General features: G+C 71.1%; 22 protein-coding genes. 14 read left to right on the top strand and 8 right to left on the bottom strand.

What is annotated here, in order from left to right; translation table 11 throughout:
• Window positions 1–3 precede the first annotated feature (3 nt).
• Both OHS33_RS24635 and OHS33_RS24630 read right to left on the bottom strand, forming a co-directional pair.
• Window positions 4–1,014 carry an AAA family ATPase gene (locus OHS33_RS24635; RefSeq protein WP_330332579.1) on the bottom strand — a complete coding sequence of 337 codons (1,011 nt, stop codon included), beginning with the start codon at window positions 1,012–1,014 and terminating at the stop codon, window positions 4–6.
• Window positions 1,015–1,092: 78 nt separating this feature from the next.
• On the bottom strand, window positions 1,093–3,171 hold the full coding sequence (locus tag OHS33_RS24630) for a VMAP-C domain-containing protein (RefSeq protein ID WP_330332578.1): 2,079 nt from the start codon (window positions 3,169–3,171) through the stop codon (window positions 1,093–1,095).
• 168 nt (window positions 3,172–3,339) lie between these two features.
• Here OHS33_RS24630 and OHS33_RS24625 point away from each other — a divergent pair, with 168 nt between their 5' ends.
• A complete protein-coding gene (locus tag OHS33_RS24625) occupies window positions 3,340–3,525 on the top strand; it encodes a DUF6104 family protein (protein WP_330332577.1) in 186 nt (61 codons plus the stop codon).
• Between the two features lie 98 nt (window positions 3,526–3,623).
• On the opposite strand, the gene OHS33_RS24620 is transcribed toward OHS33_RS24625, so the two are convergent.
• Window positions 3,624–4,829 carry an NAD(P)-dependent malic enzyme gene (locus OHS33_RS24620; protein ID WP_330332576.1) on the bottom strand — a complete coding sequence of 402 codons (1,206 nt, stop codon included), beginning with the start codon at window positions 4,827–4,829 and terminating at the stop codon, window positions 3,624–3,626.
• Between the two features lie 526 nt (window positions 4,830–5,355).
• Between OHS33_RS24620 and OHS33_RS24615 the strand changes: the two genes are divergently transcribed.
• Genes OHS33_RS24615 through OHS33_RS24605 form a run of 3 tightly spaced genes read left to right on the top strand, consistent with a single transcriptional unit; the run spans window position 5,356 to window position 8,050 of the window.
• A complete protein-coding gene (locus OHS33_RS24615; protein WP_330332575.1) occupies window positions 5,356–6,309 on the top strand; it encodes an ABC transporter substrate-binding protein in 954 nt (317 codons plus the stop codon).
• Window positions 6,310–6,338: 29 nt separating this feature from the next.
• Window positions 6,339–7,286, top strand: a complete 948-nt coding sequence (locus OHS33_RS24610; RefSeq protein WP_443065350.1) for an amino acid ABC transporter permease — start codon at window positions 6,339–6,341, stop codon at window positions 7,284–7,286.
• Window positions 7,287–7,297: 11 nt separating this feature from the next.
• Complete coding sequence (locus OHS33_RS24605; RefSeq protein ID WP_330335186.1) at window positions 7,298–8,050, top strand: amino acid ABC transporter ATP-binding protein; 753 nt, start codon at window positions 7,298–7,300, stop codon at window positions 8,048–8,050.
• Window positions 8,051–8,136: 86 nt separating this feature from the next.
• Here the strand turns inward: OHS33_RS24605 and OHS33_RS24600 are convergent, their stop codons facing one another.
• Window positions 8,137–8,898, bottom strand: a complete 762-nt coding sequence (locus tag OHS33_RS24600) for a class I SAM-dependent methyltransferase (protein ID WP_330332574.1) — start codon at window positions 8,896–8,898, stop codon at window positions 8,137–8,139.
• A 94-nt stretch (window positions 8,899–8,992) separates the two neighbouring features.
• On the opposite strand from OHS33_RS24600, the gene OHS33_RS24595 reads away from it, so the two are divergent.
• Window positions 8,993–9,622 (top strand): CGNR zinc finger domain-containing protein, encoded by a 630-nt coding sequence (locus OHS33_RS24595; protein ID WP_330332573.1) that lies wholly within the window; start codon window positions 8,993–8,995, stop codon window positions 9,620–9,622.
• Here the strand turns inward: OHS33_RS24595 and sodX are convergent.
• Window positions 9,526–9,927: a nickel-type superoxide dismutase maturation protease gene (sodX, locus tag OHS33_RS24590; RefSeq protein ID WP_330332572.1), complete on the bottom strand. Its 402-nt coding sequence runs from the start codon at window positions 9,925–9,927 to the stop codon at window positions 9,526–9,528. The genes OHS33_RS24595 and sodX overlap by 97 nt on opposite strands.
• A 153-nt stretch (window positions 9,928–10,080) precedes the next feature.
• On the opposite strand from sodX, the gene sodN reads away from it, so the two are divergent.
• Window positions 10,081–10,476 carry a superoxide dismutase, Ni gene (gene sodN, locus OHS33_RS24585; protein ID WP_330332571.1) on the top strand — a complete coding sequence of 132 codons (396 nt, stop codon included), beginning with the start codon at window positions 10,081–10,083 and terminating at the stop codon, window positions 10,474–10,476.
• A gap of 112 nt (window positions 10,477–10,588) precedes the next feature.
• Here the strand turns inward: sodN and OHS33_RS24580 are convergent, their stop codons facing one another.
• The gene (locus tag OHS33_RS24580) at window positions 10,589–11,062 is read right to left on the bottom strand and encodes a hypothetical protein (RefSeq protein WP_330332570.1); all 474 of its coding nucleotides are present in this window, start codon (window positions 11,060–11,062) and stop codon (window positions 10,589–10,591) included.
• 13 nt (window positions 11,063–11,075) lie between these two features.
• Window positions 11,076–12,044, bottom strand: a complete 969-nt coding sequence (locus tag OHS33_RS24575) for a hypothetical protein (RefSeq protein WP_443065349.1) — start codon at window positions 12,042–12,044, stop codon at window positions 11,076–11,078.
• 413 nt (window positions 12,045–12,457) lie between these two features.
• On the opposite strand from OHS33_RS24575, the gene OHS33_RS24570 reads away from it, so the two are divergent.
• From OHS33_RS24570 to OHS33_RS24550, 5 genes are all read left to right on the top strand, one after another.
• Window positions 12,458–12,694, top strand: coding sequence for a hypothetical protein (locus tag OHS33_RS24570; protein ID WP_330332568.1), 237 nt, complete (start codon window positions 12,458–12,460; stop codon window positions 12,692–12,694).
• Window positions 12,691–12,858, top strand: a complete 168-nt coding sequence (locus tag OHS33_RS24565) for a hypothetical protein (protein WP_330332567.1) — start codon at window positions 12,691–12,693, stop codon at window positions 12,856–12,858. Before OHS33_RS24570 ends, OHS33_RS24565 begins: the two co-directional genes overlap by 4 nt.
• Before the next feature lie 85 nt (window positions 12,859–12,943).
• The gene (locus OHS33_RS24560; RefSeq protein ID WP_330332566.1) at window positions 12,944–13,189 is read left to right on the top strand and encodes a hypothetical protein; all 246 of its coding nucleotides are present in this window, start codon (window positions 12,944–12,946) and stop codon (window positions 13,187–13,189) included.
• Window positions 13,190–13,347: 158 nt separating this feature from the next.
• Entirely contained in the window at window positions 13,348–14,118 is a 771-nt protein-coding gene (locus OHS33_RS24555; RefSeq protein ID WP_330332565.1) for a radical SAM protein, read from the top strand.
• Between the two features lie 20 nt (window positions 14,119–14,138).
• A complete protein-coding gene (locus tag OHS33_RS24550; protein ID WP_330332564.1) occupies window positions 14,139–14,471 on the top strand; it encodes a hypothetical protein in 333 nt (110 codons plus the stop codon).
• Between the two features lie 144 nt (window positions 14,472–14,615).
• Here the strand turns inward: OHS33_RS24550 and OHS33_RS24545 are convergent, their stop codons facing one another.
• Window positions 14,616–15,194 (bottom strand): lytic polysaccharide monooxygenase, encoded by a 579-nt coding sequence (locus tag OHS33_RS24545; protein WP_330332563.1) that lies wholly within the window; start codon window positions 15,192–15,194, stop codon window positions 14,616–14,618.
• Between the two features lie 497 nt (window positions 15,195–15,691).
• Here OHS33_RS24545 and OHS33_RS24540 point away from each other — a divergent pair, with 497 nt between their 5' ends.
• From OHS33_RS24540 to OHS33_RS24530, 3 genes are all read left to right on the top strand, one after another.
• A complete protein-coding gene (locus OHS33_RS24540; RefSeq protein WP_330332562.1) occupies window positions 15,692–16,654 on the top strand; it encodes a zinc-binding dehydrogenase in 963 nt (320 codons plus the stop codon).
• A 77-nt stretch (window positions 16,655–16,731) separates the two neighbouring features.
• A complete protein-coding gene (locus OHS33_RS24535; protein WP_330332561.1) occupies window positions 16,732–16,941 on the top strand; it encodes a helix-turn-helix domain-containing protein in 210 nt (69 codons plus the stop codon).
• The gene (locus OHS33_RS24530; protein ID WP_330332560.1) at window positions 16,941–17,468 is read left to right on the top strand and encodes a Clp protease N-terminal domain-containing protein; all 528 of its coding nucleotides are present in this window, start codon (window positions 16,941–16,943) and stop codon (window positions 17,466–17,468) included. Before OHS33_RS24535 ends, OHS33_RS24530 begins: the two co-directional genes overlap by 1 nt.
• Window positions 17,469–17,481 lie beyond the last annotated feature (13 nt).

Genomic DNA, 17,481 nt, shown 5'->3' with positions numbered 1-17,481 from the left:
CCCTCACCTCGAACGGTCGAGCCGCTGGATGAGCAGGTCCGCGAGGTCCTCCCGGGTGGGCGGCGCCGCGTAGTGGGTGAGGTAGATGGCGTTGAGGAGCTGGTCGGCGGCGACGAGTTCGGTCTGGGAGCGGCTGAGGAACTCCCGGATGAGGTCGGCGCCGAGCGCGGCGGCCTCCTCCCCCAGGTGGGCCCTGACCATGGTGGCGAGCCGTTTCTCGCCGGGCTGGCCGAGCTTGAGCTGGATGCAGCGGCGCAGCAGGGCGGCGGGGAAGTCCCGTTCGCCGTTGCTGGTCAGGATGATGAAGGGGAAGGCCCGGCAGCGGATCCGGCCGCCCCGGACGCTCACCTTCGCGCCGTCGTCGGTGAGGACCTGCACCTCGGGTTCGCGGTCGGCGACCCGCTCCAGCTCGGGGAGCGCGAACTCGCCCTCCTCCAGGACGTTCAGCAGGTCGTTGGGCAGGTCGATGTCGCTCTTGTCCAGCTCGTCGATGAGCAGCACCCGAGGCCGGTCGGTGGGCAGCAGCGCGGTCCCGAGCGGGCCGAGCCGGATGTACTTGCCGATGCCGGGCGTCCCGCCGGGTTCGCCGCCGCCCGCGGCGATCTGGACGTCCTGGAGGCGGGCTATGGCGTCGTAGCGGTAGAGCCCCTCCTGGAGGACGGTCCGGGAGACCACGGGCCAGCGCAGGACGCGGCCGAGTTTCAGCTCGTGGGCGACGGCGTGCGCGAGCGTGGACTTGCCGGTGCCGGGATATCCGGTGACCAGCAGGGGGCGGCGCAGGTACAACGCGGCGTTGATGGCTTCGAGTTCCTCGGGTTCGGGCCGGTGCATCTCGGCGGCGTGCCGGTGGGCGCCGAGCCGCCGGGTGGCGGCGCTGTCGGCCGCCGCGGCCACGGCGCCCGGTTCGATGACGGGTCCGCCGTCGAAGTCCCGCCACGGCGGCGGGTCGGGCAGGGCGTCGATCCCGTCGTGGGGTTCGCCGATCCCCCGGTAGATGAGCCACTCGTCGTTCATGGTCGCTCTCCCCTCATGCCCGCTCCCCGCTCCCGTGTTCCGGCGTCCCCGCGGTGTCCCCGATGCGTCCCGGCCCGCTCACAGATCCCCTTGCAGCGGCTCGTCGTCGGGCAGCGGCCGCCCCGGGTCGTCCCAGACCAGCCCCAGCCCGGCGGCCCAGTAGGCGTCGGGGTCCCGCCCGTGCGCCCGTCCCCGCAGGGACTGGAGCCGCAGCGCCAGCCCGGCGCCGCGCCCCGCGTCGGCGAGTTCCTCGCGCAGCCCGCGGTGGAAGGGCGCGCACGGCAGCGCCGGGTCCGCCGGGGGTCTTCGGCACAGCACCACTCCGTACCCGGCGCGGTGGGCCAGGTGCAGCGAGCCGAGGGTGGGGTCGGCGTCCGCGGCCCGGCAGTGCACGGGCACGGTGTTGTCGGGCTGGGCGTCGAGCCACGCGTAGGTGGGGGTGCGTCGGCGCCCCCGGTCGCAGTCGGCCCGCTCGTCGAGCAGCGGCCCGGCCTGGACCCGCGCCCAGCGGTCGGCCCTGCGGTGGGCCTGCGCGCCCTGCGGTCCGGCGCCGGGCGGGTGGCGGAAGACCACGGGGCGCTGGGCGCCGAGCGGGGCCGTGCCCGTCACCACCCAGGCGTCGATGGGCAGGGTGAACAGTTCGGGGGCGACGGCGGCCTCCAGCAGCGCGGCCCCCTCGTGCGTGTCGCAGCGCCGGAAGGCCTCGGCGAGCGGGGCCCGCAGCACCTCGGGCAGGGCGGCGAGGGTGGCCCGTTCCCCGGCCTCGACCGGGCTCAGGTGCTCCGGGCCCAGGAGCACGGACACCCGCCAGTCGTAGACGGCCTCCCAGCTGTGCGCCCAGACCTCCAGGAGCGCCGAGGGGCCGGGCGGGAGGACCTCGGCGGCGCGGGCGGGCCCGATCCGGACGGCCTGCCCGGCGGCGGCCAGCCGGCGCCGCTCGCGCTCCGCGTCGCGTTCGGCCAGGCCCCGCTCGTGCCGCTCGCCCAGCTCCCGGCGCAGGGGCCGCCACAGCCGCTCGGCGGTGGCCCGTACCCAGTCCCAGAGCTCCTCGTCGGCGCCGGGGGCGGGCGGCTCGCGGTGTTCGGCGACGCTGACGTCGGTGGCGTAGCGGAGCATGGCGGCGGCCTCGCTGACCCCGCCGGGCGGGTCGTAGAGCAGGCCGAGCCCGTCGCGCCAGCTCAGCGGGGCCAGCGGGCCGGGGTCCGGCTCCTCCCCGCGGGCCGCCTCGGCCAGTACCCGTACGGCCTCGGAAGAGCCGGGCGGCGGCAGCTCGGCCAGCAGTCCGCACAGGGTGGTCCGCTCGCCGGGGGTGAGGCGCTGGCGGCCGCCGTAGGGGTCGGGGTCGGGGCGCGGGAGTTCGTCGTGCGCGTCGGTCCAGGTGCGCCGGTTGTCGACATCGCTGAGGTGCTGGTCGTAGTGGTGCAGGTCATGGGCCTGCATGACCCGGCGGTAGAGCCCGATCCGGCTCTTGGCGGACATCGGCAGGGTGCGCAGCTGGACGACGGAGACGGCGAGTCCGCCGCCGCCGCGGGCGCGCGCCTTGACCACGCCGACGACCTCGCCGCGGGCCAGGTCCACGACGGGTCCGCCGGACATGCCGTGCTCGATCTCGTCCTCGGCGCCGAGCCGGATGGCGGCGCCGTTGCCCGCGGTGCCGCGCAGCCGGGTGGTGCGGCCGGTGATCTCGGGGGTGCCGAGGTCCTCGGTGCAGCCGAAGTAGGCGACCTCGTCGAAGCGGGGCCTGGCCCGGTCGGTGAGCCAGACGCAGGCGTGCGAGACGGGGGCCAGGACGCGGACGAGCGCGAGGTCGGGCAGTTCCCACAGGCCGGGCCCGGCCGGCCTGCGCTGTTCCAGGCGTTCGGGCAGTACGCATTCCACGCGCCCGGCGACGGTGCCGGTGGCGCCGTCCGCGCCGGAGGAAAAGGTGATGCCGACCTCCCGCCCCGCCAGCCGCATCCCGCCGCCCCCTTCACCCACCACGTGCGCGCACGTCAGGACCCAGCCCGGAGCGATGAAGAACCCGCTCCCCCAGGTGGCACCGGTCCCAGGGTCCTCATACCCGTTCGGCGGGGCGTGGACGCGTACGGTCGCGGCCTGGACGAGGGGTTCCAGAAGCTCGAAGGCGCGCGCGGAGTCGCCCGTGCGCCCGTCCGCCATCCCCCGCCCCCGGTCCCGGTGAATCAGCACCCAGCGGCAACCAACGGCCGCGTCCGCCAAGCGTGTTGAGGTCATCCAGGCTATCGCCGCCCGCTGCCCGGCGGGAGGTGTCCGGCCGAAGCGGATTATCCTGGCCGGGAAACACCACCATCACGCACGGAGCCTGTCTTGTACTTCACCGATCGCGGCATCGAGGAGCTGGAGAAGCGGCGCGGCGCGGAGGAGGTCACCTTCGAGTGGCTCGCCGAGCAGCTCCGCACCTTCGTGGACCTGAACCCGGACTTCGAGGTCCCGGTCGAGCGGCTGGCCACCTGGCTGGCCCGGCTCGACGACGAGGACGACGAGGACGAGTAGTCCCGTACGTCCCGTACGTCTCACGGGTACGCGGAAGGCCCCGCCGGATCGTTCCGGCGGGGCCTTCCGCGTACTACTGCCCAGTACCGCTCGCGCCGTCAGGCGAGGCGGGCCACACCGTCCGCGCGGGCCGCGGCGGCGACGGCCGCGGTGACGGCCTCCGCGACGCGCGTGTCGAACGGCGACGGGATCACGTACTCGGCGGTGAGCTCACCGTCCGCGACGACACCGGCGATGGCGTCGGCGGCCGCGATCTTCATGTTCTCGGTGATCCGGGAGGCCCGGACCTTGAAGGCGCCCGCGAAGATGCCGGGGAACGCCAGCACGTTGTTGATCTGGTTCGGGAAGTCCGAGCGGCCCGTGGCCACGACCGCCGCGTACTTGTGCGCGACGTCGGGGTGGACCTCCGGGTTCGGGTTGGCCATGGCGAAGACGAAGCAGTCCTTCGCCATCGTCGCCACCGCGGCCTCGGGGACCGTACCGCCGGAGACGCCGATGAAGACGTCGGCGCCGGCGAGGGCGTCCTCCAGGGATCCGGTCCGGCCGGTCTTGTTGGTGAGGCCCGCGATCTCCGCCTTGACGTCCGTCAGGTCGGAGCGGTCGGCGGAGACGACGCCCTTGCGGTCGGTGACGCAGACGTCACCGATGCCCGCGTCCACCAGGATCTTGGCGATGGCGATGCCCGCCGCGCCCGCGCCCGAGATCACGGCGCGCAGGTCCGCGAGGGTGCGGCCGGTGAGCTTGGCGGAGTTGCGCAGGGCGGCCAGCGTGACGATGGCGGTGCCGTGCTGGTCGTCGTGGAAGACCGGGATGTCCACGCGCTCCTGGAGGCGGCGCTCGATCTCGAAGCAGCGGGGCGCCGAGATGTCCTCCAGGTTGACCCCGCCGAAGGAGGGGGCGAGCCGGACGATGGTCTCGATGATCTCGTCCGTGTCCTTGGTGGCGAGCGCGATCGGGACCGCGTCGACACCACCGAACTGCTTGAAGAGGATGGCCTTGCCCTCCATCACGGGGAGGGAGGCTTCCGGCCCGATGTCACCGAGTCCGAGCACGGCCGTACCGTCGGTGACGACGGCGACCACGTTGGACTTCCAGGTGTACTCGTTCACCAGGTCGGGCTGCTCGGCGATGGCGGTGCACACTTTGGCCACGCCGGGCGTGTATGCGAGGGACAGGTCGTCCTTGTCCCGGACGGGGACGGTGGCCACGATGGCCATCTTGCCGCCCCGGTGGAGCGCGAACACGGCATCCGGGTTGTTGTCCGTAACGCTGTCGCTGCGAGGATTGACGATCTCCGCTGCCACTTTCTTGACCCCTTAAGTCTTTGAATCGTTGAGGGTGACCACTCCTGGTTAAGGGGTGGGCGGGCACCGCGTCCGTACTCCGCATCGACGGTTTGGCCCGTCTCCGCGAAGGGGGAGGTTCGTACGCGCGGGCGCGCCGCACGCGCGCCCTGAGCCCCGGATGAGGGGTGTAAGGATCTGTTCTACCCGAAGAACGCTCACCCAGACGAGTCGATTCCTGCTCGACCATAAGCCTCTTGTCCTGGTTTTGGCGAAAAGTCCAAGAGTCTGTGTCCAGTACCCGAGACGGACCGCAAAAACTCCGGTAAAGAGGGCCCCGGACGGCGCATAGTCCCGCTGTGACACCCCTTGTCCGCAGCGATGTTGGGTTGCCGGGGTCGCCCGTTATGGGATTTTGACCTGATGAGCAGCCTGAATGCGTCAGTCCGAATGGCAAGATGCCGTAATCACACAAGGTCGCGACACTCGAAGCTGCGTGCCGGACCGCCATCGGATGCTTTTCCACCCCTGTCGGAGGAACCAGCTCATGACCGCAAGCACCACCCGCCGTACGACTGCCGCCCGGTCCCGGATCGCCGCGGTCGGCGCGATCGCGGTCGCCGGCGCCCTGATCCTCACCGGGTGTGGCGACCAGACCGACAAGGGCTCGGACACGGGCGGCAAGACGAGCAGCGCCCCGCTGTTCTCCAAGCTCCCGAAGAAGATCCAGGACGCCGGCGTGATCAAGGTCGGCACGGACGCCACCTACGCCCCGATGGAGTTCAAGGAGGGCGAGAAGATCGTCGGTGTCGACCCCGACATCGCCGCCGCCCTCGGCAAGCAGCTCGGTGTGAAGTTCGAGTTCACCTCCGGCACCTTCGCCACGCTGCTGGGCGGCCTGCCCACCGGCCGCACGGACGTCGTCATGTCCTCCATGAGCGACACCAAGGCCCGCCAGCAGGGCCTCGACGACAAGGGCCAGAAGACCGGTAACGGTGTCGACTTCGTCGACTACTTCACCGCCTCGACCGGCATCCTGGTCAAGAAGGGCAACCCCGAGGGCATCAAGACCCTCGACGACCTGTGCGGCAAGAAGCTCGCCGTCCAGCGCGGCACGACGTACGAGCAGTCCGCCAAGGACCAGAGCGCCAAGTGCGAGAAGGACGGCAAGCCGAAGCTCTCCATCGAGGCCTTCGACACCGACGCCGAGGCGCAGACCCGTGTGAAGGCCGGCGGCGCCGTCGCCGACCTGAACGACTCCCCGGTCGCCGCGTACATCGCGCAGACCGCGGGCGGCGGCAACGACTTCGAGGCCGTCGCCAACCCCGGTGACGCCGGTCTCTTCGGCATCGCCATCGACAAGAAGAACACCGAGCTGCGCGACGCCCTGTCCGCCGCCATCGACGCGATCATCAAGGACGGCACCTACAAGGCCGCCCTCGACAAGTGGAACGCGGCCTCCGGCGCCGTCACCAAGGCCCAGGTCAACGCAGGTCAGTGACCCCCACGCAGCACTGAAGGGCAGTCACTGTGACTGACAAGCTCGAAAAGGTCCCCGGACCGGCGGACACCCCGCCGGCCGGGTCCGTCCCTCCCGAGATGATCCGCGCCATCCCCGTCCGGCATTACGGACGCTGGGTCAGCGGAATCATCGCCCTCGTCCTCTTCGGCGCGATCATCTACGCGTTCTCCCAGGGCAACGTGCGCTGGCAGACCGTCCCCGAGAAGCTGTTCGACGCGAGCATCCTCAGCGGCCTGTGGCACACGGTCCTGATCAGCGTCGCGGCCATGGCCCTCGGTCTGGTCCTGGGCGTCGCCTTCGCGGTGATGCGGCTGTCGAAGAACCCGGTGACCAGCACCATCTCCTGGTTCTACATCTGGTTCTTCCGCGGCACCCCGGTCTACGTCCAGCTGCTCATCTGGTTCAACCTCGCCCTGATCTTCCCGATCCTGAACCTCGGGTTCTACAAGGACGAGATGACCCAGGTCATGACCCCCTTCCTGGCCGCCCTGCTGGGTCTCGGCCTCAATGAGGGCGCGTACATGGCGGAGATCGTCCGGGCCGGCATCCAGTCGGTCGACGAGGGGCAGTCGGAGGCCTCGCACGCGCTGGGCATGACCCGCACGCAGACGATGCGCCGGGTCGTGCTGCCGCAGGCGATGCGCGTGATCGTGCCGCCGACGGGCAACGAGTTCATCAACATGCTCAAGACCTCGTCGCTGGTCGTCGCCGTGCAGTACGCCGACCTGCTGCGGGCCGCTCAGGACATCGCGGCCACCTCGTTCGCGGTGATGGAGATGTTCATCGTCGCCTCGATCTGGTACCTCGCCCTGACCAGCGTGTTCAGCGTCGGCCAGTACTACCTGGAGCGCCGTTTCGCGCGCGGCTCGCTGCGCAGCCTGCCGCCGACGCCGTTCCAGCGGCTGCGCGCCAACCTGAACATGTTCCGCCGCACGGAGACGGAGGTGGCGAAGTGACCGCCCAGCCGATGGTCAAAGCCGAGGCCGTGCACAAGTCCTACGGCGCCGCCCACATCCTGCGGGGCATCGACCTCGAAGTCGCGCCCCGCGAGGTGTTCTGCCTGGTCGGCCCGTCCGGCTCCGGCAAGTCCACCTTCCTGCGGTGCATCAACCACCTGGAGCAGGTCAACGCCGGCCGGCTCTATGTGGACGGCCAGCTGGTCGGGTACCGCCAGAAGGGCGACAAGCTCTACGAGCTGAAGGACAGCGAGGTCGCGGCCCAGCGCCGGGACATCGGCATGGTCTTCCAGCGCTTCAACCTGTTCCCGCACATGACGGCCATAGAGAACGTCATGGAAGCCCCGGTCATGGTCAAGGGCGAGAGCAAGGCGGTCGCGCGGGCGCGCGCCGTCAAGCTGCTCGACCGGGTCGGCCTGGGCGACAAGGGCGGGAACTACCCCTCGCAGCTCTCCGGCGGCCAGCAGCAGCGCGTGGCGATCGCCCGTGCGCTGGCCATGGAGCCGAAGCTGATGCTCTTCGACGAGCCCACCTCGGCGCTCGACCCGGAGCTGGTCGGTGACGTCCTCGACGTCATGCGGGACCTGGCCGAATCGGGCATGACCATGATCGTGGTCACGCACGAGATGGGCTTCGCCCGCGAGGTCGGCGACAGCCTGGTGTTCATGGACGGCGGTGTGGTCGTCGAGGCGGGCAACCCGCGCGACGTCCTGGGCAACCCGCAGCACGACCGGACGAAGGCGTTCCTGTCCAAGGTGCTGTAAGCGCCGCACGACGTGCGAGAGGGGCGGTACGGGATTCCCGTACCGCCCCTCTCCGTCGTGCTCCGGACCTCGCGGTCCTGGATTTCCTACTTCAGTCCTAGGACCAGCGCGTCGGACGGGGAGCGCCAGACGGTACGGGCCTCCGAGAAGCCCGCCTCGCGCAGGGTGCGGGCGTGCCAGGCCTCGTCCGGGGTGTCCCCGTCGGCGTGCTCGCCGTAGATCTCGTAGCGCTTCTTCGTGGGTTCGGCGAGCACCGGGTCGGCGGCGGCCAGGGCCCACCATTCAGCCCAGTCGAGCACGCCCGCGGCACGGGCCCGGTCCATGCGCGCGTGGCGGTGGGCACGGTCGGCGGCGTTGAGGAGCGGGGTCGCCGGGTCGGGCATGTGGTCGGCGTTCATGAAGACGCCGCCGGGGCGCACCAAGGGCGCGAGCTGCCCGTAGAGGACGGCGAGCTGCGGGCTGTGCAGCCAGTGCAGGGCCGTGGCCGTCAGGACGGCGTCGTAGCGGTCGTACGGGAGCCGCGCGGCCCAGTCGGGGTCCTTGAGGTCCGCGGTGACGAAGGTGACCCGGTCGTCGCCCGCGAAGTGGCCCTCGGCGATGGTCAACAGGGCGGGGTCGAGATCGACGCCCGTACTGGTGGCATCCGGGAACCGTTTGAAGACGCGGTCCGTGATACTTCCCGTACCGCACGCCAGATCCAGCACCCGGGGCGCCGTGCCGACGACCGCCTCGACCATGTCCAGCATGACCCGGAAGCGCTCCTCGCGGTCCGGGAGGTACCACTCCTGCTGTCGGTCCCAGCTGTCCTGCCAGGCCTGCCAGTCGGTTCCGGTCACCGCGTCCGTCATACCGAATCCCTCCACACGTAATACCCTCGAAGGTGCATCAGCCGTTACCCGAACGGCACACCCGCACACTAATCCGCAGCCGTAAGGACTACAAGTGGAACTGGCCCATTACTCGGACTACGCCGTGCGCCTGGTCAACACCGAGGAGCCGGCCCGTGGCACGGACGCGCTGACCTCCGCCGACGCGGCGCGGGCACTGTTCGGCGCCAGCACACAGGACGCCCGCCGGGTCACCGACGCGGACGTCACCCGCTTCCGCAACGTCCGCGGCCGGCTGCGCTCGATCTTCGAGGCCGCCGACTCCGGCGACCACGTCCTCGCGGTGGACCTGCTGAACTCGCTGCTGATGGAGTTCCCGGTGAGCCCGCAGATCTCCGGGCACGAGACGCTCGGCCCGGACGGCGCGCCGAACTGGCACATGCACCTCGCCGACCACCCGTCCAACGCCTCGGCCGGGTACGCCGCGATCGCCTCGATGGGCCTGGCGTTCCACCTGACGGAGTACGGCGCCGACCGGCTGGGCCTGTGCCAGGCGCCGCCGTGCCGCAACGCCTACCTCGACACCTCCACCAACCGGTCCCGGCGCTACTGCTCGGACCGCTGCGCCACCCGCGCCAACGTGGCCGCCTACCGGGCCCGCAAGCGCGAGGAGGCGGACGGATCCGGGAAGAGCGGGCGCACCGCGCGGGCCAGCCAGGACGCCCGCGCGGCCAGCGAGGTCTGACCGGGCGCGGGCGGCCGCAGGCGCAGCCGCCCGACGCCGAGGACCAGCTCGTCGGGCACGACGCCGTAGTCCTCGCTGTCCCCGCTCTCGTTGAACCCGTTGTCCCCGAGCACCCACCAGCCGCCCGGGCGGCGCTCGGCGGCCCGCTTGACGACCAGCAGGTCCTGCTGGAGCGGATGGCGCAGCACCACGACGTCACCGGGGCGCACGCGGCCGCCGTAGTGGACGAGCACCTGGTCGCCCGAGTCCAGGGTGGGGGCCATCGAGGGCCCGTACACCTCCACCATCCCGATCGGCACGTGCATGTGACACCTTCCCGGTTTCGTCCGTACGTTCGCTCACCACCCCCATCGTGACGCTGGACTTTTGTCCTAAGCCCACGGGGCCGCCCGCGAAATCCGCTTTCTCACGGAGTAATCTCCCCCTTGAGAAGACGATCACGAGGAGGACCCACCCCCATGCTTTCCCGCTTCTTCGCTCCCAAGGTCACGGTCAGCGCGCACTGCGACCTGCCGTGCGGCGTCTACGACCCCGCCCAGGCCCGCATCGAGGCCGAGTCCGTCAAGGCCGTGCAGGAGAAGTACCAGGCCAACGACGACGCGGACTTCCGCGCGCGCGCCATCACCATCAAGGAGCAGCGCGCGGAGCTCGCGAAGCACCACGTGTCGGTGCTGTGGAGCGACTACTTCAAGCCGCCGCACTTCGAGAAGTACCCCCAGCTGCACGCCCTGGTCAACGACACCCTGAAGGCCCTCTCGGCCGCCAAGGCGTCGAACGACCCGGCGACGGGCCAGAAGGCCCTTGAGCTGATCGCGGAGATCGACCGCATCTTCTGGGAGACCAAGGCCGCCTGATCCTGGGCGCCCGAGGATCCTCCCCGCGCTGCTGGTCAGAGCGCACATGACATCGGCCCGTCCGCTTCCCGCGGCCGGGCCGATGTCGCTTCCAAGACGCTGTTCCCGGAACCTAGCGGCTTGCGCCCTCGGGCCAGAGCACGCGGACCGGGACGCCCGTGCGCTCGGCGTACGCGACCACGTCCGCCGTCCCGCCGAACCCGCGCGCGGGCTGTCCGTCCCATACGGCCAGCAGCTCGTCCACCAGGCCGACGAGGATCTCGCTGCCCGCCATGTGCGCCGCCGAGTCGGAGGCTTTCATGCCGGTGCGGTGCACGTCTGACGCGCGGCTCATCAGCCGGTCGTAGGCGGGCCAGTGCTCCTCGGGCAGGCTCTCGCGGTACTGCTCCGCGGGAAGCACCACCTCCAAGCGGCCGCCGTTCGCCAGGACGTACTCCGCGAACCAGCTGTCCGGGCCGTCCGCGATGCAGGAGACCCCCACCAGGTCGGTGTCATCGGTGCTGTGCACCGCGGCCTGGAGGAGGTCGCGTACCTGCTGCTCCACCGGGGCGTTCAATCCCCTGTGCCCTGTGATCCCCACGCGCATGGCGCGCCCTCCCCTACAGGTAGACGTCGTGCAGCCGCTCGTCGAACTCGCGGACCACCTTGGGCGGTGACGCGGTGCGGTACGACCTTCGGACGGTCCGCGCACGGTCCACGATCCGTCCCGAACGGTACTGGACTCCCGCGTCCAACGCTTTGGAAGCCAGGGCGAAGGCGGCCTCGACGCGCCGCGCCGCCAGATGCCCGGCTGCGATGTCCAGCAGCAACAATGCGCGCTGCTTCGCGTGCCCCGTGGCAAGTACCTTCGTGTCAGCGTCGAGCACCCAGCCGGGCAGCCCCCATCGGGCCCCACAGGCAACCCGCGCCGCGGCGACCTTGGCCTCGCTGAACTGGAACACCCATGGCCAGGGCGCCGGGTCCTCCGCCCCCAGCCGCGAGGCGAGTGACCGGCTCGTGGTCAGCGCCTGGTCAGCTGCCTTCTCGTCTCCAACCGCGGCGTGCGCCACCGCTTCCACCGACAAGAGCCACGCGTCCGCGACGGGCGGCCTGCGCGCGTCCAGGAAACCCCGGGCCTTCTGCGTCCAGTTCAGGGCCTGCACTCCATTGCCTGCGTCCGCCTCGAACTGGGCCATGCTCCCGGCCTGGTAGGCCGCCAGCAACGGCTCCCCTGCGGCACGCGCTGCCTTGACCGCGGAGGCGTACCAGTTGCGCGCCGATCCGTGGTCGCCCATGTCCCACGACAGCCAGCCCACCAGGCTCGCGGCCTCACTGCCGACGGCCGCCAGCCGAGCCCGTTGCCGGTCGTCGGTCGCCGCCCGGCTCACGGTCTGCACGAGCCGGAGATGAGACTGGACTGCTTCCGCCAGTTCCCGCGACGGGGTCGACGCATCCAGGCGCCGGTACGAGGCCGTACCCAGGCGCAGCGTCGCCGCCTGCCCGACACCCTCTCCCAGGTCGGGCAGCGCGGAGAGGACGGGCGCGGCAGCGGCCGCTGCCGTCCCTCCCATGAACTGTCTCCGGTCCACCTGCTCGTACCCGTCTCGTCCCACAACGTCCGCGAGGCCCAACAGCGAGGCAGGGACACCGAGGTGCGTCGCCACCATCGCCAGTACGTCTGTCGCGTATGCCCCGGGACCGCGCTTCTCCAACCGTGACACAGCGGACTACGACAGCCCACACGCCTGCCCCAGCTGGATCTGCGTCATCTGCGCACTCTTGCGCACCAGTTCGATGACTCTGCCGTAATCCTTCGCGCGGGACGCTTCCCTCACCGCTGACGAAATGCTCAACGTCGGCCCATTCTCACGTGGCGACTGGTGCCCGCATATGCCGTTACCCGCTGCGCGCATACCCGTACTCGCATGCCGCATCGGAGATGGTCCCACAGCAGGCGCGCACCGTTGGCTGTTCTCACAACCCGCTGACGACGGTAGGGAGCATGGGGATGGAAGTACGCGAGAGCAGTCCGGCCGAGGCATTCGGGCACGTTGACCACCCGCTGCTGCACGAGCAGGTCCGCGACCCCCGGACGCAACACGGGGGCGAGTTGATGGCCGTCGTCGAGGAGTACATCGGCACGGTGGCCGGGACCCCGAAGCACACCCGGACCGCGTACATCCGCGACGCGAGCGGCCTGGAGTTCACCGCGGCCCCGGACACCCTGGAGCAGCTGTGAACGCCGCGACGGCGGCCGGGCAGATCTGCGTCGTCTGTGACCGCCCGATCCGGACCGGCGGGCGGGAGTTCATCCGGCACTCCGCGTCCGGGACCCGGCCGTCCGACTGGGCGCACGACAGCCGGGACCCGGCCTGCGAGCCGGTCTGGCGGGGCCGGCAGTGAGCCGGGAGGCGCGGCTCGCCCAGGAGGCGGCGTACGTACTCGCCCACGCCGGCAGCCGCCGGACAGCGCGATCGCTGCGGACTGGGTGGCGTACCTGAGCGACGGGGGCAGCCTCGTCGCCCACGGGGTCCGATGCTTCCACTTCCAGGCCCAGGGCCGCCGGACACCGGCCGCCGTGCAGGCCCTCGCCGCGTGGGACACCGCGGTCCGCCTCGCCCCCGAGGACCACTGGCCGAAGTCCGTCGCCCTCGCGCGCGCGATCGACGCCCTGCTCCGCGAAGAGGACGAGCACCAAGCCCGACGCCGCCAACGGCAGGCGCCGGCGCGGTGAACGAGTGGCCGCGTCAGCTCCTGTACGTCCTGATCGCGATCGGCACCCTCACCGTCATCGTCCTCGGCACCCACTGACCCCCGTCCCGGCCGCGCATCTTCGAGGACCACGGCCGGGACGGGTCGCAGCACCTCCACCCAACACATCGGAGGCACCCCATGACTATCACCACCGAAGCGCCCGTGAGGACTCCCCTCAAGTTCGCGTGGCTTGAGGTGACCGGCAAATGCCAGGAGGAGTGCGTCGGCTGCTACGCCGACTCCTCCCCAAAGGGCACCCACGGCACCATGAACGTGGACGAGTGGCGCTTCGTCATCGACCAGCTGGCGGACATGGGTACGCGCGACGTCCAGTTCATCGGCGGCGAGCCCACCCTCCACCCCGGCCTTGAGGAGCTGATCGCGCACGCCTACGCCAGTGGTCTGCGGATCGAGGTGTTCTCCAACCTGGTCCACATCCGGCAGTCCCTGTGGGACGCGTTCCAACGGTACGGCGTGAAGCTGGCCACCAGCTATTACTCCGACACCCCGGCCGAGCACGACGCCCTCACCCGGCTCAAGGGCTCCCACAAGAAGACCCGCGGCAACATCCAGAAAGCCATCGACCTCGGCATGCCCATCCGCGGCGGGGTCGTCACCGTCAACCCCGGCCAACGCGTCATCCAGGCGGCCCAGGACTTGACTGACCTCGGCGTCGACCACGTCGGTGGCGACAAGCTGCGGGCCTTCGGCCGCGCCTCCCAGGGCGCTGCTCCAAAGATCGCCGACATCGCGACCGAGCACGGCCGGGGGCCCGCGGAGGCATGCACCCCGCCGCAGTTCCTCCCGAGTTGCGGCCCGTGCGGCCCCTGTGTCCCGTCCGTGGGCGTCTGCGACCCGCGGGAGGCCAGCGCTGGACCGGCCGCCACTACGATCGGCGCTCCCCAGTGATCGCGCAGGCGAGGAGGATCATGGACGACCACGGCGACGACTTCAGCGTGTGGGTCGGCGACGGGCAACCGGACCCCTACGCCTACCGGACCGAAGAGGACTGGGCCACCATCGCCGGATACGTACGGCACTCGGCCAACAAGCTCGGCCAGCCCCTCCCGCTGTGTCTGCCGGGGGAGCCGAAGGCCTGCGGACGGTCCGCCCGTCAGCACGTCATGGCGTGGGGAGCGGAACTCAAGGCACGCGCCCAGCGGGTGATCGAAGACGCTGCGCCGTCCCCGGCTCACGCGGCATACGCCTCGGGTCCGCTGTACCAGAGCCATCTCGCGGCCCTGCGCGCGCCGCAAGGCTGACCGGACGCCCCGGCCGGGGCGGACCCGCTTCTTCTGGTCAGCTTCTAGGAGACCAGGGCCGCCCGCTCCCCCAACGGCTCCCAAATGATCTCGCGAGAGCCCAACGGCCCGGCCGCTCGAAGCGGCCGGGCCGTTGGGCTGACGTCAGTTCGTGTAGCGGAAGTCGATGACCTGGTAGAGGGCGTCCCCGCTGGCGGGGTCGTCGAATTCCAGGAGGAGGACGTGGTGGCCAACGGGCCGCTGGGGCAGGTTGAAGGAGAATTCCAGCGGGTCGGTGGGCGTGAGGCCTGCCGGGATTTCCTCGTCGCCGGTGAAGTAGGGCGCATGGGTGAAGGTGCGTGCGTAGACCGGGTTGTCCAGGTCGAACTGGACTCGGGTCAGGACCTGGAGGGCGTCCCAATTGGGCTTGGTGAGGTAGGCGCTGATCCTGCGGATCTTGGACAACGGCAAACTGATCTTGACCGTGACCGCCTGGCCGTCGGCGACCGGGCTGGCGTTCCATGCGTTGCCGAACTCGTCCCGGACCCCGTCGAGCTTGTAGGCGTAGGGGTTGTCCGCGCCGGCGATCTTCCCGTCCGGCGGCGGCGTGCGGCTCACGATGTCGCTCGGCACGTCGGGGTCCGAGAGACCCCCGGTCGTCGACTTGATGAACTTGCCGCCCCGGACGCCGGCCTGGTTCTGCGTGAGGTACGTCGACTGCCGCGACTCCGGAGAAATGAACATCGCCATGGTGCTCCTGCTTGAGGGCTGCCGAACAGGCGTTCGCGCAGCTCAGGGCGTCGATCCACAGCGGACAGTAGCGATCCGCACACCTTCGGCGATATAGCAGTCTCGGCCAGGCGCGCCCCCTCCAGGGCTGAATTCAGACGCGTGCTGCGCGATCGTCCGGTCCACGCGCGGAGGGGCCCGGCCGCGTCTCGCGACCGGGCCCCTCCGCGTACGTCCCTCCCGGCCCCCGTGCCGGGAGGGCTGCCTGGTGGCGCCTGGCCAGAATCGTACCCTGGTTTCTGGCTTGCTCACGACGTTCCGGTTAACTCCGGGGACCATGCAAGAGCGCTGCTCGTGCGGGTAGTTGAGGTCCGAACAATGGTTCCGTTCCGGGGGCCTGCGGGTGGGTGCGCGGGTGGGTCACGGACCCCCGCCGACGTGATCCGAAAGACAGCGCCGGAGTGCCGGGAGCCCTGGCGGCGGCGGCCTACCGGGCGGTAGCGTCTGGCCGCATGTTCGCTGCCTACGCCGCCCGTATCGACCGTGACCAGCCGCTGAGCGGCCTCGAACTGGGCGAGCGCCCGGCGCCCGAGGCCCGCCCCGGCTGGGTGACCGTGAACGTCAAGGCCGCCTCCCTCAACCATCACGACCTGTGGTCGCTGCGCGGAGTGGGCCTCGGCCAGGAGAAACTCCCGATGATCCTCGGCTGCGACGCGGCCGGGACCGACCAGGACGGCAACGAGGTCGTCCTGCACTCCGTGATCGGCCAGAGCGGCCACGGGGTGGGACCGGACGAGCCCCGCTCGATCCTGACCGAGCGCTACCAGGGCACCTTCGCCGAGCAGGTCACCGTCCCGGCCTGGAACGTCCTGCGCAAACCCGCCGAGCTGTCCTTCGAGGAGGCCGCCTGCCTGCCGACGGCCTGGCTGACCGCCTACCGCATGCTGTTCACCAACGCCGGTGTGCGGCCCGGGGACTCGGTCCTGGTGCAGGGCGCGGGCGGCGGGGTCGCGACCGCCGCGATCGTGCTCGGCAAGGCCGCCGGGCTGCGGATGTACGCGACGAGCCGGGACGCGGCGAAGCGTGAGCGCGCGGTGGAGCTGGGCGCGGAGGAGGCGTACGAGCCCGGCGCGCGGCTGCCCCGGCGCGTGGACGCGGTGATCGAGACGGTGGGCGCGGCGACCTGGTCGCACTCGGTGAAGTCCCTGCGCCCGGGCGGCACCCTGGTGATCTCGGGCGCGACGAGCGGCGACCGGCCCGCTCACGCGGAACTGACCCGGATCTTCTTCCTGGAGCTGAAGGTCGTCGGCTCGACGATGGGCACGAAGGACGAGCTGGAGGACCTGCTGTCCTTCTGCGCGGCCACCGGGGTGCGCCCGGTGATCGACGAGGTGCTGCCGCTGGACCGGGCGCGGGAGGGGTTCGCGAAGCTGGAGTCGGGCGACCTCTTCGGCAAGGTGGTGTTGACCGTCTGACCACATCCACACCCACATCCACATCCTGCGCGTCAATGTGGGTTGACAGCCCTCCCCTGTCAACCTAAATTGACAGCATGACGGAAGCAACCGATCTCGCCGAGCGGGCCGGTGACCACGACCCGCGCGTGGGCCTGCGTGCCGTGGCCGCCCTCCGCAGGCTGCTGGAGCAGCTGGAGGCGGTCCAGGTGCGCAGCGCCCGCAACCAGGGGTGGTCCTGGCAGGACATCGCGGCCGAGCTGGGTGTCAGCCGGCAGGCCGTACACAAGAAGCACGGGAGGGCCTGATGTTCGAGAGGTTCACGGCCGGAGCGCGTGACACCGTCACGGGCGCGGTCACCGAAGCCCGGCGTGCCGGGGCCGCCGAGGTCACCGAGGAACACCTGCTGCTCGCCCTGCTGGAGCTGGGCGCGCTCGATCCGCTGGGCGTGGACCGGGAGGCGGCCACGGCCGCCCTGGTCGTGGCCCGCCGCCGGGGCGGCCTGTCCGAGGCCGACGAGGAGGCCCTGGCGGGCCTCGGCATCGACCTCTCCGAGATCATCGCCCGGGTCGAGGAGACCCATGGCGAAGGGGCGCTGGCCACGGCGGGCAGCGGCACCCGCCCGCGCGGCGGCGGCCGCGTCCGCTTCGCGCCGGGCGCGAAGACGACCCTGGCGCGGTCGCTCCGGATCACCGTGGGCCACCGCGAGAAGAGCATCACGCCGACCCATCTCCTGCTGGCCCTGCTCACCGCCCCGGGACCGGTGGCCGACGTACTGGCCGCGCAGGGCGTGACCTACGCCCGCGTGGAGGCCACCGCCGCGGCCACCGCCTGACAGGGCCGACGCC

Source organism: Streptomyces sp. NBC_00536 (assembly GCF_036346295.1).
Classification (GTDB): Bacteria; Actinomycetota; Actinomycetes; order Streptomycetales; family Streptomycetaceae; genus Streptomyces.
The sequence above is the reverse complement of the archived record's forward strand: the minus strand, read 5'-3'. Positions and strand labels throughout refer to the sequence as shown.